Genomic DNA, 15,608 nt, shown 5'->3' with positions numbered 1-15,608 from the left:
AAGACTGCGGGAAGCATGAAGAACCTGGGTCAAATGAAGCGTCAAAAATCTCAGGCTACGCTAGGGGATGTAGAAACCCCTGGCTCAAACGAAGTTAGCCAGGGGTAGTTCATTATGGTGCAAGATAGGAGTTACGGTGAGCAGATTGCAACATACACTTATAAATTACTGATTATGAATCATCACGAACTCTATTTTCAGGGGCTAGAAAAGGCCAAGCAAAAAGATTATGCTGGGGCGATCGCAGATTTTAGTGAAGTTATCCAAGTTGCGCCATTCGATACTGAGGCTTATCTGCACAGAGGTTTGGCGTATTATGATTCAGGACAAATTCTGCCGGCAGTTTCCGATTATACCGAAGCTTTAAAAATAGACTCGAAATTTGTAGAAGCTTACTACAGTCGTGCATTGGCGCGGTTAGCCTTGAAAAATTTACCTGGGGTGTTGGATGATGTGGAACAGGCGATTCATCTGCGGGGAAATTATGCAGCCGCATATAGTTTGCGGGGAATAGTCCAACGCAAGCAAGGGTTAATTACTAATGCGATCGCTAGTTTTAAACAAGCGGCAGAATTATACTTAGAGCAAAAAGATAAGGAAAATTGTCGTCTGTGTCTGGAAAAAATTAAACAGCTACAACCGCCAGCAAAACCAGCAGTAAAACCCCAAAATTCTGTAACTGCGCCAATTATCTCTACGAAAGATTATTTTACCCAACTCTTAGACAAAGCTGAACAAGGAGATACCAAAGCAGCGATCGCAGATTTAAACTGGGTATTACAAGCTGATCCTCAAGATGCTCAGGCTTATTGCTGTCGGGGTGTGGTGTGGTGCAAAATGGGTAGTTATCGTGAGGCGATCGCAGATTTTAACCAAGCACTGTTACTCAAGTTTCAAGATGCGATTGTTTATCGTAACCGAGGTAAAGCTCGTGCTTTGTTGGGAGATCATCAAGGTGCGATCGCAGATTTTAACCAAGCACTGCAAATGCAGCCCGAAGATGCTTTGATATATGTTGCCAGAGGTAATGTTTATCGCGCAATGGGTAATTATTTAGGCGCAATTCAAGATTATAGTCAAGCTTTGCAAATTAACTCTGATGATGCCCAAGCTTACTATAATCGCGGCATTGCTTATACATTACTTGAAGAAATGCAAAGTGCTGTTGCCGATTATCAACGCGCCGCGAGTATTTTTTGTGAACAAGAAGATTGGGATAATTATCAACAAGTTTTAGATAGTCTGCAAAAAATTCAAACAGCTTATCCAGAGTCTAATAAACAAAAATATAACTTACTCAGACAAAAACTTTTACGCTTGGTTGGCGGTTATTGGGAAATTGCTCAACGCTTAATTGACCAAAAACAAGATGATTATCCTGGCAGATCAGATGAGTGGTATTTGCAAAGAGTGATTGAAGATTTAGAAGGCGATCGCGGTAGATAATCGCCGAAATTAATATTCAAAATTCCACCAATTGGTTGATTAATATTTCAGAATATTAGATTATCAAGAGACAGAATATCAGGAGTTATGTCTAAATACCTGTTGAATAATACTTGATTTTCAAGAGCGTGTAGATCAGAATAAAAATAACTCTCATAAAGAGTAAGCGATCTTGGTGACAACCTAACCTTATCCAATGTCCTTAGTCCGCATTCGCGGACTTTTTTTTGCATAAAATTATCACGTACTATTCCTTATTTCCTTGTTAATTATGTCCGAAAAATAAGTTTATCACCTTGATTTATGGACTCAAATTAGAAATAATAAAAATGCCAGATGGAGTATTTCTTGCCCATACAAGTAACAATTAGCCCTTATATTTAGTCCGCATTAGCGGACTTTTTTTATTCAGGTTTATAGCGGAACAATTTATTGAATAAACTAGCGGTGATAAATACAGCAGTTGGTATATTCGTGGAATACTGTAGAGACGTTACATATAAAGTCTCTACATGGTTTTGGGTTTTACGCTTGTACCTCATTTACTCGAAATATGCTGTAAATCTTGTAGAGATGCTGTGTATAAAATCTCCATAACAACTTTATCAAGAACTAGTATTAACCAAAAATTAGTGTGAATTTCAAGATTGCATACTTTCATATATGTGGTTTTTATGCCAAACTAGCATGTAACATGATATTTGCTGGTTAAATTAACTATGACTATTCATCATGTTCAATTTTGTTTCCAGTCTTCCTCACTCAACCCTGTATTCCAGTCTGATTCACAAAAAAACGAGTATTGCAGTCATTGTGATTAGCTGTTTAGTTCTTATTGGCTGCATGAAAGATATTGAAGTGCTGAAAAGCGTTATACCAGGATGGATAGCCATGAAAGCTAACACTGCTATTGGTTTGATAAATGCACATTTTTATCAATTTAGCTCATTCACATCAATAGCAATACATACAGAAATTGCATTTATATTACTAATCCTTGGCATTTTGTTTGCCTGTCTAGAGCGTGGGTTAATGATGATAGTCACGAGTCAAAGCGCAGGCGGAATCATGGCGAGGAATTTATTACCAGCAGTAATTGTGTTTTCGCCGGTTATTTTCTGGCTAGTTTTGTTTGGGTATCGAATGGAGATTTATACTGCGGAATTTGGACTGTGTATTTTAAGTATTTTGAATATGATTACGTTTGCCGTGTTGATTTGGCGCAATGCCCGATCGCTCAACATTATTGATCATCAACGCAGGCGATCGCAAGTTGCCCTCAAAAAAACCAATGAAGAATTAGAAACAAGAGTTACCCACCGCACAAACGAGTTATTAACAGCTTTAGAACAATTACAACAAGAAATTGCCGAACGTCAAATTACTGAACAAGCTTTGTTTGCGGAAAAAGAACTGGCTTTAGTGACATTATCTTGGCAAGCCAGCCACGATAGCTTAACAGGACTAGTCAACAGACGCGAGTTTGAACACCGCCTCACCCAAGCGGTGAACAACGCCCAAACTGGCAAAGAACAACATATATTGTGTTATCTAGATTTAGACCAATTCAAAATTGTCAATGATACTTGCGGTCATACGGCTGGAGATGAACTATTATGTGAAGTTGCCCATTTGTTTCAGACCTATATCCGTTCTTGCGATACCTTGGCACGTTTAGGCGGAGATGAATTTGGCATTATTTTCCACAACTGTTCTCTTGAAGCCGCAGTATTGATTACAAATACCATCAGAGAAAAAACCCAAAAATTTCGCTTTGTTTGGCAACAAGATAAAGTTTTTAATCTCAGCATCAGCATTGGCTTAGTTGCCCTAAATCACGATACACCAAATATGAATCGCGCTTTGAGTGCGGCGGATGCAGCTTGTTATGTTGCTAAAAACCAAGGACGTAATCGTGTCCATATTTACCAAGCTGATGATTTGGATTTAGTCAGACAATATGGTGAAATGCAATGGGTAAGCAAAATCACACAAGCACTAGAAGATAATCGCTTCCGGCTTTATTATCAATCGATTGTTCCCGTAACAAACAGCAACTCAGAAACAACACATTACGAAATTCTTTTACGACTAGTTGATGAAACAGGTAAGTTAGTTTTACCAATGGCGTTTATTCCGGCTGCTGAACGCTATAATCTGATGCAAACTATAGACCGTTGGGTAATTCACACATTTTTTACCCATTTAGCGCAGTGTGTAGATTTTCAAAAAAATCATTGTCCTGGATTTAAAAATTCGCGGGGCTGTTTATATACTATTAATTTGTCTGGTGCGAGTATCAACGATGACCAATTTATTGATTTTGTGTGTGACCAGTTTACATTACACCAAATTCCCCCAGAAGTAATTTGCTTTGAAATTACCGAAACCGTCGCTATCAAAAACTTAGGTAAAGCGGTTGGATTTATTCGCGCACTTAAAGAATTTGGTTGCTGCTTTGCCTTAGATGATTTTGGTAGTGGAATGTCTTCTTTTGCTTATCTCAAAAATTTACCAGTTGATTACTTAAAAATAGATGGTAGTTTTGTCAAGCATATTGTAGAAGAACCAATTGATTTAGCAATGGTCGATGCGATTAATAAAATTGGTCAAGTTATGGGTATTCAAACTATTGCTGAGTTTGTGGAAAATAACGAAATTTTAAAAGTAATTCAAAACCTTGGGGTAAATTATGCCCAAGGTTATGGGGTGGCGCGACCAGTTCCGTTTTTGTTGAACTAAATTTGATAGATTGACAGGTTACAGGCTGGAGGTTAGTACTTGTACTCAGCACTCAGCACTCAGCACTTTCAACTCAGCACTTTGCAGCAAATTCTGTTCGCAGTTGATTAACAACCCGGTCTAAGCCGACCGAATGGGCGGCTTTAAATAAAATCCGATCGCCTGGTTGAATGAAAGTCTTGAGCCGTGCGACTAAATCGCTGTGAGTAGTAAAGCACTCGGCAGGAATACCCTCGGCACTGTGGGCTATTTCTGCCGCATCTTGCCCATCTACCAACACTAGTAAACCGTCTAAATGCAAGTTACGGACTGTTTCACCGACTTTTTGGTGTAATTGTGGCGATCGCTCTCCCAATTCTTTCATCGCACCTAATACGGCAATTTTGCGATTTCCGGGAGTGTCTGCCAATAATTGCAACGCTGCTAACATTGCTTCTGGTGCAGCATTATAAGTCTCATCTAAGATTACAACATCATTGGGCAGAGCATAACGTTGCGATCGCCCGGTCGGCATATCCACCGCCACGCCTTCTGTTAAAGTAGACCAATCAATCCCCAACACCTTAGCTACAGCCAAAGCTGCTAAAAAATTCGTCGCATTATGACGACCCACTAAAGGCAGAGGTAATTTTATCCCAGCGACTTCTATAGTTTCAGTATCAATCAATTTACCGTGAATATCGCCGCCCGATAAACCGTAAGTTAAAACTTCACCCGACCAGACTTTTTTGGCTGTGGCAATTAATAAAGGACTGTCGTAATTTAAAATTGCCACGCTATCTTTTGGCATTTCGGCGAGTAATTCACATTTTGCCTGGGCGATCGCTACTTCTGATCCCAATAACTCAATATGGGCTGTGCCAACATTAGTAATTACCCCAATCGTTGGTCTAGCAATATGGGTGAGTTCGGCAATTTGCCCTCTACCCCGCATCGCCATTTCAATCACAGCATAATCATGTTCGCCATTTAATTCTAAGAGAGTTTTCGGTACACCAATTTCATTATTAAAATTGCCGAAGGTTTTATGTACTTTGCCTTGGGTAGATAAAACAGCCGTGATTAATTCTTTGGTTGTCGTTTTACCCACAGAACCCGTTACCCCAATCACTGGGATTTCAAAGCGATCGCGCCACCATCGACCAATTTGTTGATAAGCTGCTAAGGTGTTTTTGACTTTTAAAACTGGAAATTCCAAATTTTCGTAGTCAAAATCGACAATTGCGGCTAATGCGCCTTTGGCGATCGCAGTGGGGATAAAATCATGACCATCAAACTTTTCACCCCGTAAAGCCAGAAATACTTCTTTTGGTTGAAGAATTCGAGTATCTGTTTGGACACCAATACTAACTTGAGTTAACGCCGTCTCTGATAAATTAGCAGATTGAGCCGAAATCACTTGTAACAGTTGGGATAAGGTAGAAGACCAAGACATAGAGCTTTTGGGATGATTTTTATAAAAAATGATTATCTATTTTCTGCACTAAATCGTCCATAAAGGAGACGAATATAAAATTATCTCATCGTATAATCTTGATGAACAAAAAACCAAGTACCACGCTTTTTTTCACCAGCAATTTTTAGCGATGATTCAAGGAGTGATTTATTTTACGAAATAAAAATCCAGTTTGTCGATTTAAAAATGACAAAGCATACATCATAGCCGAATTTTGTCATCATCCATCCTCAAATTCCAATTTTTTGACCATTAATTGGCATTTTTGCCAAGGCAAAAACACACAAAATACCTTGGTTTTCGCAGTTAGTTGTTTAATGATTTAGTCCATAGTCAGGAAAAATAAGTATCAAACATTTGAGTAAGGCTACCGAATGATCGATGTTTTGTCTTTAACTCTCCCAACAAATTAAAAATTCATCAGGCGAACTATAGCATTACCTATCTACAATCAACCACAGAGGAAGACATGATATCACATAGTTCAGGGTTGTATATTCTACTAGTCAGTGTTCACGGCTTGATTAGGGGAGAAAATCTCGAATTAGGCAGAGATGCTGACACTGGTGGACAAACAAAGTATGTAGTTGAACTTGCCTGTACCTTAGCCAAACATCCCCAAGTAGAAAGAGTTGACTTGGTAACACGTTTAATCGATGACCCCAAAATCAGTTCCGACTACGCCAAGCCTGTAGAAATTCTCTCAGACAAAGCCCAAATTATTCGCCTCGCTTGTGGGCCACGTCGCTACCTCCGCAAAGAAGTTCTCTGGCCGCATTTAGATACATTTGCCGATGAATTACTCAGACATATCCGCAAAGTTGGCAGGATTCCCAACGTCATTCACACTCACTACGCCGATGCAGGATATGTTGGTTGTCGAGTGGCTGGTTGGTTGGGAACGCCACTAGTACACACAGGTCATTCCCTGGGACGAGTCAAACAGCAACGATTACTCGAACAAGGAACCAAACTCGAAGCCATTGAAGACCACTTTCATATTAGTACCCGCATTGAAGCCGAAGAAATTACCCTTGGTGGTGCAGCCTTAGTGATTGCAAGTACAAGTCAAGAAATTGAGGAACAGTACAGTATTTACGACCGCTATCAACCAGAAAGAATGGTGGTCATCCCGCCAGGAGTAACCTTAGAGAAATTTTATCCCGCCCCCGCAGATTGGCCAAAACCCCCCATTTACAAGCAATTACAGCGATTCCTCAAAGAACCAGAAAAGCCGATGATTACGGCCATTTCTCGGCCAGCAATTCGCAAAAACGTTGGTCGGCTAATCAAAGCCTTTGGGGAAGATCCCAAACTACGTGAGTTGGCTAATCTCGTCATTGTTCTAGGACAGCGAGAAGACATTTCAACAATGGAATCTGGGCCACGTCAGGTATTTTCCGAAATCTTTCAATTAATCGATCGCTATGATCTGTATGGCCATGTAGCCTATCCCAAACACCATGTTTCTGATGATGTCCCAGATTTATATCGCTTGACCGCAAAAACTGGTGGAGTATTTATTAATCCTGCACTCACAGAACCATTTGGATTGACTTTAATTGAAGCTACAGCTTGCGGTGTGCCAATTATTGCCACCTGTGACGGTGGGCCGCGGGATATTATTGGCGCTTGTCAAAATGGTTTATTGATTGATCCGCTAAATATCCAAGACATTCAAAAAGCCTTGCATCAAGCTTTAACAAATACCGCCCAATGGCAAGACTGGTCTAGCAATGGCTTGGTGAATGTGCGTCAATCTTTCTCTTGGGAAAGTCATGTACAACAATACTTAGAGAAAGTCCGACTATTTCCCCAACAGAAAGTGCAGTCTTTACTGTCGCCGGTGCGAGAATTTCCCACAAGCGATCGCCCACAATGGAAAATCCCCGATACAAACCATCTCCCAACCGCCGATCGCTTTCTCGTTACCGAAATTGACAATACCTTATTAGGCGATCAAGAAGCCCTGCACAAATTAATTCACCGCATTCGTGCTGAAGGACATACCACTGGTGTCGGCATTGCTACTGGACGTAACCTCCGCAGTACCTTAAATATGTTGGAAGAATGGGAATTTCCCATGCCAGATTTGCTGATTACTTCCGCAGGTAGTGAAATTTACTACGGCCCCAAAATCGTGACAGATACCAGTTGGGAGAAACACATCAGCTACAATTGGCAACCTGCGGCAATTCGAGAAGCCATGAAAGATATCCCCGGACTGGAATTACAGCCACCAGATACCCAAGGTAAGTTTAAAATTAGCTACTTTGTTGATGCTGACAAAGCACCACATTTCCGCGAAATTATCCGCCATCTACGCCAGCAACAACTCCCCGTCAAAGGCATTTTTAGTCACAATATGTATCTTGACTTATTGCCATTCCGCGCTTCTAAGGGAGATGCACTGCGCTATGTTGCTTTGAAATGGGGATTACCCGTGAAACAGTTCTTAGTGGCAGGTGCATCTGGTAATGATGAATCGATGCTAACTGGCAATACTTTGGCAGTCGTCGTCGGGAACTACAGCAAAGAAATTCACAAGTTACGCGGCTATCCTCAAATTTACTTTGCTCAAGGCCGCTATGCTTGGGGAATCTTAGAAGCCTTAGATCACTACGACTTTTTTGGTAATTTGTCTGTAATCCAGTCAGAACCAGAAATGGTAGCGGTGTAATTTATGAGTTTCCCGTGTATGTAGAGGGTAATACCATGTTGAATTTTGGATGGCGACAGGGTTGATTAATCAACTTCTTTGCACTCCGCTTGGTACAACTTTTTACTTTTTTACATACGCGGGATGCTTTATCGCGTCACTCTACAAATTCATCCGCGTTTATCTGTCTTGAAAAGTTTGCTCAAGTCGGCAGAGCCGCCCACGCAACTTTTCGCTGCGTCCATCTGCGGTTAATTTTATTTTTTCTGTATCTCACGCGATGTGCAACTTATTCTTGAAACCCCTCTCCAAACCTCTCCCCGTTGGCGTTAGCCTGCCGTTAGGCAAGCGGAGAGAGGCTTTGAATCTTGCTCCCCTTCCCTTGTAGGGAAGGGGTTGGGGGTTAGGTTTGAGAGAAAGTTGCACACGGCGTTATCTCACTCCAAGAACAGCTATTTTGCACGGATCACGCTAGTAGATTTTTAAAGTGCTGAGTACTTTTTTATGACTCAGCACTCAGCACTAAGAGGGTAAAAAAGGATAGTCTGTGTAACCTTTTTCATCACCACCATAGTAGGTATTACGATCGCCTTGATTGAGGGGTGCATCTAACTGAAAACGTTTGGGTAAGTCGGGATTGGCGAGAAATAATGCACCAAAGGAAATTAAGTCTGCATTGTCATTAGCGATCGCAGCATTACCTTTTTGTTTATCGTAACCACCATTGGCTATCAACACCCCAGGATATAAAGGGCGAAATTCTGCAACGGGAATTGGTTTACCGCCGTGGCGAATATCGGCGGGTGTGGGTTCCATCAAGTGCAGATATCCTAAGTTAAAGTTCTTGAGGGCAGCGATCGCATAGCTGAATGTTGATTTTGGATCAGAATCATGGATATCGTTAAATGTGTTGCTGGGTGATAGTTTCACCCCTACCCGCGCTGAACCCCAAACGCTACATACTGCTTCTGTGACTTCCAACAAAAACCGCGCCCGATTTTCAATAGAACCACCATAGCGATCGCTGCGTTGATTAGCACCATCTTGTAAAAACTGATCAATTAGATACCCAAAGGCTCCGTGAATTTCCACACCATCAAAACCAGCTTCTAGGGCATTCTTCGCGCCTTGACGGAATTGATCAACCACACCAGGAATTTCATCTAAATCCAAGGAGCGAGGTGTAACAAAGGGTTGATCACCAGTATAAGTCATAGCTTTACCAGCAGGTGCGATCGCTGATGGCGCTACAGGTAATCCGCCATCTGCTTGTAAAGAAGGGTGAGAAATGCGTCCTGTATGCCATAGTTGCAAAAAGATTCTCCCACCTGCACTATGTACTGCTCTTGTTACCCCTTGCCAACCTGTAATTTGTGCTTGAGAGTGAATTCCTGGTGTAGCTGGATAACCCAAAGCTTGGGGTGATACTTGCGAACCTTCGGTGACAATCAACCCAGCCGTGGCACGTTGAGCGTAGTATGTAGCATTTAGCAGTGTTGGTGCATTGCCTTCCCCAGCCCGATTGCGCGTCATGGGAGCCATAACAATTCGGTTGGGTAATGTGTAATCACCAAGCTGGATGGGTGAGAATAAATCTTGATTGTTGGTCATTTGTTCTGTGTCCTACTACTTCTTACTCTTAGATGGATAAAGCCAACCTTTAAACAAACGTGTGACTTGGGGCATAATCACCCAAGTCATCAAGGGCATCATGATGCTAATGTTCACTAGACTAGCTATCCAAACCGGTAGCCCACTAGTAATTGGTCTGAGGAAATTCGGCAGAATCGAAATCACAGGATAAAGACCGACTGCGCTGACGATCGCAGTTTTCCATTTAGGGGGCGGTGAGGCGTTGGGGATTTCTGGGAGAGCAAACCAAGCTTCTAAGCTATTGACGCGCATCACCTTGGCTCCATCTACTGTGAGAGCTTCGGCGCGAGCAATCCAACCTTGACAAATTACCGATTCTTCCCACTCTTGTAAATGTTTAGCGGTGTCAAACCGCAAAATTAACTGCCACTCGCCTTTTTTCGTGAGGGGAAATAACACATCACTCCCCATATAGCCGGGAAAGGTGCTGGCTGCGAGAATCACACCTTTGGTTGCTTCCTCAAAAGCTTCTTCTAACCCTGGTTTGACACGCCGAGCGATCGCAATTACACCAGGCGATGGATATTGACATGGTACTTTCATAGGCTGTATTTGTCATCAAGAAAAAGGTTAAAACGATAAAACCATTCGCATAGTGCCGCTAATAATTGTGCCGTTGGCATCTTGATTGGCGGGGTTGGTAATGACTTGGATTAAGGGAGTGATGCGGATTCGCTCTGTGAGGGGGAAATTATAAAAGGCTTCAAAATTAGTTTGAGTTGCATTACCCACAGCATTTTCAATTAATGGCTGACCGATCGCAATGCCGGCTATGGCTCGGTTCACGAATAAATTAGGAAAGGCTAACCCTGCCATCCAATAATTTGGGTGAATATCGCCGACAGTGGTATTACTGTAAGAACTGTAGCCATATCGACCAAATACACCCAAGCGATTACTCAATGCCCAGTCAAAATTGACTCCGAAAGCAGCAAAATCACTGCCAAAAATTCTGCCCCCGCCATATTGCAGACGTAGCGCCCAACTCTGACTCGGTGCATATTCTAATTCGATGATTCCCTGGTAAGGATCGCCAAATAAACCGCCTGTTGCACCACCACCCCCAACGGGAAACAGGCGAATGTCTTGTGGTCTACCACCGCCAAACAATTGGGCATTCTCTGGTAGGGTATTGTTAGCATCTCCAGCTAGGTAAACTCCGCGTAAATGTAAAGCTCCTGCACCTGGATTCCATTCCAGAAACGCACCTGCTCCTCTGGCTCTGGGAAACAGTACATAGTTATTCACTAAGGCTTGAGTAGAAAAATCCAGAAAACTCAGGTTGGCATAGCGATTTTTATCAACAAAATCGGGGGCGGTAATTGATGGCCCCAAGGTTAAACTCAAGTCTTGAGCCAGGGGGAAAGTGTAATAAAGACGCGCTAGGCTGATTTGGTTATTTCTACCAGGGATGGAGAACTCTAGAGTACTTCCTAAATTTGGTTCTAAAAAACCTGCTGTGTTGTCATCAGCACTACCGCTACCAGTTACTAAGCGTACCTGTAATAAGTCCTTACCTGTAAAACTGGTGTTGAAATTAAGGCTAACTCGGTAGATTATGGTGGCATTTGGTTGATTTTCGGTAATTACAGCACCTCTAGGGGCAATGATGCGATCGCTTGTATATCCGCCTGCATTTCCAGCGATGATGACTTGGGTTGATAGTTTTGTGGTTGTAGAAAACTGCTGGGATGCTAATACAGTTGTTTGGGCTTCTAACTGCTCAACTTGCGATCGCAGGGTGGTTAATTCTGCCGCAAATTCTGTTTGGAGTTTTTGTAATAATGTCAAGTCTTCTGGGGAAACGGTATCACCCGCCGCGATGAGTTGATGAATTTGTCTGAGGGCAAGATTTAAACCCGCAACGAATTCATATCGACTCATCGCCCGATTACCTCGATATCTTCCATCAGGATAACCAGAAATGATGCCATATTTTTCAACGAGCGATCGCAGTGCCACAAAAGCCCAGTCTGTAGGTTGCACATCGGCGAATTGGCTAACAGTCGGGACTTGCTCTAAAGTATTCGGCTCTGAGAAATTCTCAATATCAGATGCTTCTATAGGCGGTAAGGCAGAGGAAATGGTTACATTAGCCATCACAGTCATGCTGCTGACTAGTAACAACGTCATAAGTTTGAGCATTGCAGAATTAGCACGACGTGATCTCAATAAAACTGGCGCAGAACCAACGGATTTCAAATTGCTATTACTTTATAAAATCGGCTAACATTTGTCCCTAGTCCAAAGTTGAAGTTTTACATAGACCACAAGGTGAGTTGATGACTAACTCAGAGATGGGGATATGACCTTAACTTTTGGCTAGTGGAAAAAGGCAAAAGTAAAAAGAAAGAATAGTGATACCAGAAGCTTTTTAGCAATTTCTTATAGTCTGGTTATTTACGCCAGCCTGTACTAGTGGAAAAGGTATGAAGTATAAATATGTGTTTCAGTGGTGTTTAGTTCTGAATCAACTACCTAAAATGAGCTATAACAATCCTAAATGAGTCATGAAAAACATAGATATGGAAACGAACCGCCAAGAACGCCAAGGACGCAAAGGTAAGAAAGAAGAAAAAGGTTCTTGTACAAGAAAATTAGATATCCGCTCGGTGTTCATTCTGACTCCTGAATTCTTCTTCAGTGCAACGTGACAATTCCGCGTTTGAGGGCGGTGATGACGGCTTGGATGCGATCGCTTACGCCAAGTTTGCTGAGAATATGATTAACGTGATATTTGACAGTGCCTTCGGAAATTTGCAATACTGCTGCAATTTCTTGGTTGGTTTTCCCTGTGGACATCAACCGAATCACTTCGAGTTCTCGACTGCTGAGTTGCAATATTCCTACTCGTTCGGCTAATTTAGCACCGACGGATGTGGGAATGTATTTTTGTCCGGTGTTGACGATGCGAATTGCTAAGAGTAATTCATCTGGTTCGGCATCTTTGAGTAAATAACCTTTCGCGCCAGCTTTCAAGCCGCGATAAATATCTTCGTCGCCGTCGTAGGTGGTGAGGACAATAATGTTAGCATTGGCAAATTCCCGACAAATAGCGGTAATTGCTGCAACGCCGTCCATTTCTGGCATTCGCAAATCCATTAAGGTGACATCAGGTTGTAGTTGCGGAAATATTTCTACTGCTTGATATCCATTACAAACTTGTCCGACAACTGTCATATCTGCTTCGCGGTCAATCATGGCGGCTAAACCTTGACGCACGACGGGATGATCGTCAACTATCAAGATGCGGATGGGTTGGTTGTCAGTCATGGTTTAGTCTCGACGAATCAGGATAGTAATTTCTGTGCCTGGTTGTGGCAAACTTTTAATGGTTAACTGAGCTTTGATGCGATCGCTTCTTTCTTTGATTCCCATCAAGCCAAAACCTTTAACAACAGCTAAACTCTCTGGTGCAAATCCCTTACCATTGTCTTTCACCCTTAAAATCAATTGCGTCGGTTCATACACTAATTCAATCACAATTTCACTAGCAAACGCATGTTTAATAGCGTTTGTCAATGCTTCTTGGCCAATGCGTAACAAGTTATTTTCAACATCGACTGTTAAGGGATAAGCTTCCCCGATGATTTTGCAGATAATCTGAGTATCAATCACCGCCGACATCTGCGTTACGAGGTGATGAAAGGCTGTGGGTAAATTCTGCGTTTCTAAAATTTGGGGACGTAGGGCATTTACCGAACGCCTCGCTTCGGCTAAACCTTCCCGCGCTAGTTCTCTGGCTTGGGTGATATGTTCTTGGACTTCTGGTAAATCTTGGGGAATGATGCGGGAAGCTGCACCCAATTGAACGATCACACCAGTGAAGGCTTGCGCTAGGGTATCATGAATTTCTCTAGCCATGCGGTTGCGTTCTTCTAAAATTGCGGCTTGACGACTTTGTTCTGCGAGAGAAGTTAAATGGATGGCTAAGGTGGCTTGCTGTGCTAGGGCAATAATCAATTCAATATTTGCAGGTAAACCCGTTCTGGGTTCTCGAAAACACAAACCAATGAATCCCAAGGGGCGATCGCCCAAAATTAAAGGTACACGTACAATAGAACGATGTCCTTGAGCGCGATGCCATTTAATTCTTGCGCCGAGCAATTTCTTGTTATCCTCGACATTAAAAAAAATTACCTCGCCCTTAAATAGCGCCTCTTGCCAATAAGAAAAAATATTTGCGGAAATTGGCAGACGAAATTGCACAAATTCGGGATCTGTGTGGATCGGAATCACTTTACCTTCTCTGACATAACGTTTCATCAAACTAGTGTTAGTTGATGCGTCATACAAAAACAAAGCGGCGGCATAGGATTTGGCTTGGGCGGAGGCTTCTAGTAAAATATGTTCCCAGAATGTTTCTAAATCTGGTTCATCTGCCAATCGATTCACACAACCACGCAGTGATTCATTGGCTCTAACTAATTCTGCGACTCGTTTTTCTACAGTACTGGCGCGTTCTTGAATCAGATGTGCTACTAATTGTTTGCGATGCAGCGCGGCTCCAATTCCCTCCGCCGCAGTGGTGAGGACATCCATTTCTTGCTGACTCCAATGGCGCGGCGTAACACAATCATCAAAAGCCACACAACCGATGTAGCGTCCTTCGATGAATAAGGGTACACCTCCAGAAGATTTAATGTTTAGTGATTGGAATTGCGCTTTGAGGGAATGGGGTAAGTCATCTATTAAATACCAGATGGAACGACCTGCATATAGTTCTTTCAGTAAAATTTCGGCATCATCATTATCAATAACTGCCATTGTCGGATGATGAATTTGGGGAGAAATACCTCCAGCTACCCATTCATAGGTGATGCAGTGTTGTAATTTTTGGGTGGTTGGGTTTTGGCGTTCAAGGATGACTTGCACGCGACTAATTTTGGCGACTGTACCAATGGCTTGTAAAGCTTGAGGAATTGCTACATCAATATCTTCTGCATCTAAGAGATTTTTGGTAACTTGGGCAACTACAGACAGTAAGCGATCGCGTTGTTGTAACTCTTGGTTAACTTTTGCTAATTCTTCTGTGCGTTTTTGTTCGGTTTGGCGAATACGTTGACGCTGAATGGCACTACCAATACAAGCGGCGGCGGTTTTTAACAATGTTAATTCGGCGGTGCTGGGGTGTTTGGCTTGACGACAGTGATCAAAACTCAAAACTCCCCAAAATAGTTCTTCGACAAAAATCGGCACAGCGAACAATGCTTTCACACCAATTGCCGCTTGTCCACTACGAAACGGTTCTGGCATTTCTTCGAGCCAACAGCTAATACTTTCACCTGCTTGCAGGCGTTGATACCATTCCTCAATCCCGGTGTAGGTTCCTTGGGCTGTTGTGGGATGGGAGATTTGAGCAATGATATTCGGTGCATTCCATTCATACAGCGATCGCCAACCAGGTAGAGTAGATAATGGAATGGGAAAATGTTCAATCACACCCAAGCGATCGCAATCTAAACTTTCACCCATCACTTGTAAAGCCGTCTTCACCGCTTCATCAAAGTTATCAATGGTGAGTAAAGCATTCACCGCTATAGTTGTGGCTTCTAAAATGCGATCGCCAAAGTGCGATCGCATTCCATTGCTATTTTCTCCCAAATAATTCGGCGCTAACAATTGTCCCTTATCCCCCTTGTCTACCTTGTC

10 protein-coding genes are annotated in these 15,608 nt (G+C 42.4%); 4 read left to right on the top strand and 6 right to left on the bottom strand.

Features of this window, described 5'->3' with window-relative positions; all coding sequences use genetic code 11:
- The first annotated feature begins 174 nt into the window (after positions 1 to 174).
- Both H6G79_RS23700 and H6G79_RS23695 read left to right on the top strand, forming a co-directional pair.
- Complete coding sequence (locus H6G79_RS23700) at positions 175 to 1,446, top strand: tetratricopeptide repeat protein (RefSeq protein ID WP_190592342.1); 1,272 nt, start codon at positions 175 to 177, stop codon at positions 1,444 to 1,446.
- 843 nt (positions 1,447 to 2,289) lie between these two features.
- Complete coding sequence (locus H6G79_RS23695) at positions 2,290 to 4,188, top strand: EAL domain-containing protein (protein WP_242048527.1); 1,899 nt, start codon at positions 2,290 to 2,292, stop codon at positions 4,186 to 4,188.
- A gap of 73 nt (positions 4,189 to 4,261) precedes the next feature.
- Here the strand turns inward: H6G79_RS23695 and murF are convergent, their stop codons facing one another.
- Entirely contained in the window at positions 4,262 to 5,623 is a 1,362-nt protein-coding gene (gene murF, locus H6G79_RS23690; protein ID WP_190592334.1) for a UDP-N-acetylmuramoyl-tripeptide--D-alanyl-D-alanine ligase, read from the bottom strand.
- A 490-nt stretch (positions 5,624 to 6,113) separates the two neighbouring features.
- On the opposite strand from murF, the gene H6G79_RS23685 reads away from it, so the two are divergent.
- Positions 6,114 to 8,324: an HAD-IIB family hydrolase gene (locus H6G79_RS23685; protein WP_199334032.1), complete on the top strand. Its 2,211-nt coding sequence runs from the start codon at positions 6,114 to 6,116 to the stop codon at positions 8,322 to 8,324.
- A gap of 501 nt (positions 8,325 to 8,825) precedes the next feature.
- Here H6G79_RS23685 and H6G79_RS23680 read toward each other — a convergent pair.
- Genes H6G79_RS23680 through H6G79_RS23670 form a run of 3 tightly spaced genes read right to left on the bottom strand, consistent with a single transcriptional unit; the run spans position 8,826 to position 12,158 of the window.
- Positions 8,826 to 9,914, bottom strand: a complete 1,089-nt coding sequence (locus tag H6G79_RS23680) for an alkene reductase (RefSeq protein WP_190592333.1) — start codon at positions 9,912 to 9,914, stop codon at positions 8,826 to 8,828.
- 15 nt (positions 9,915 to 9,929) lie between these two features.
- The gene (locus H6G79_RS23675) at positions 9,930 to 10,499 is read right to left on the bottom strand and encodes an antibiotic biosynthesis monooxygenase (protein ID WP_190592332.1); all 570 of its coding nucleotides are present in this window, start codon (positions 10,497 to 10,499) and stop codon (positions 9,930 to 9,932) included.
- A 27-nt stretch (positions 10,500 to 10,526) separates the two neighbouring features.
- The gene (locus H6G79_RS23670; protein WP_242048526.1) at positions 10,527 to 12,158 is read right to left on the bottom strand and encodes an iron uptake porin; all 1,632 of its coding nucleotides are present in this window, start codon (positions 12,156 to 12,158) and stop codon (positions 10,527 to 10,529) included.
- Positions 12,159 to 12,481: 323 nt separating this feature from the next.
- Between H6G79_RS23670 and H6G79_RS37440 the strand changes: the two genes are divergently transcribed.
- A complete protein-coding gene (locus tag H6G79_RS37440; RefSeq protein WP_277877316.1) occupies positions 12,482 to 12,610 on the top strand; it encodes a hypothetical protein in 129 nt (42 codons plus the stop codon).
- Here H6G79_RS37440 and H6G79_RS23665 read toward each other — a convergent pair.
- Both H6G79_RS23665 and H6G79_RS23660 read right to left on the bottom strand, forming a co-directional pair.
- Positions 12,597 to 13,229: a response regulator transcription factor gene (locus H6G79_RS23665; RefSeq protein WP_190592331.1), complete on the bottom strand. Its 633-nt coding sequence runs from the start codon at positions 13,227 to 13,229 to the stop codon at positions 12,597 to 12,599. The genes H6G79_RS37440 and H6G79_RS23665 overlap by 14 nt on opposite strands.
- 3 nt (positions 13,230 to 13,232) lie before the next feature.
- A complete protein-coding gene (locus H6G79_RS23660; protein WP_190592330.1) occupies positions 13,233 to 15,578 on the bottom strand; it encodes a GAF domain-containing sensor histidine kinase in 2,346 nt (781 codons plus the stop codon).
- Positions 15,579 to 15,608: the final 30 nt, after the last annotated feature.

Source organism: Anabaena sp. FACHB-83 (genome assembly GCF_014697485.1).
In the GTDB taxonomy this organism is placed as follows: domain Bacteria; phylum Cyanobacteriota; class Cyanobacteriia; order Cyanobacteriales; family Nostocaceae; genus Nostoc_B.
This window is presented reverse-complemented; position numbering and strand designations above follow the sequence as displayed.

Excerpts from the sequence above, each read along its gene's own strand:
- H6G79_RS23665 (WP_190592331.1), bottom strand. The coding sequence starts at position 13,229 with ATGACTGACAACCAACCCATCCGCATCTTGATAGTTGACGATCATCCC.
- H6G79_RS23695 (WP_242048527.1), top strand. The coding sequence starts at position 2,290 with ATGAAAGATATTGAAGTGCTGAAAAGCGTTATACCAGGATGGATAGCC.
- H6G79_RS23700 (WP_190592342.1), top strand. The coding sequence starts at position 175 with ATGAATCATCACGAACTCTATTTTCAGGGGCTAGAAAAGGCCAAGCAA.
- H6G79_RS23680 (WP_190592333.1), bottom strand. The coding sequence starts at position 9,914 with ATGACCAACAATCAAGATTTATTCTCACCCATCCAGCTTGGTGATTAC.
- H6G79_RS37440 (WP_277877316.1), top strand. The coding sequence starts at position 12,482 with ATGGAAACGAACCGCCAAGAACGCCAAGGACGCAAAGGTAAGAAAGAA.
- murF (WP_190592334.1), bottom strand. The coding sequence starts at position 5,623 with ATGTCTTGGTCTTCTACCTTATCCCAACTGTTACAAGTGATTTCGGCT.
- H6G79_RS23675 (WP_190592332.1), bottom strand. The coding sequence starts at position 10,499 with ATGAAAGTACCATGTCAATATCCATCGCCTGGTGTAATTGCGATCGCT.
- H6G79_RS23685 (WP_199334032.1), top strand. The coding sequence starts at position 6,114 with ATGATATCACATAGTTCAGGGTTGTATATTCTACTAGTCAGTGTTCAC.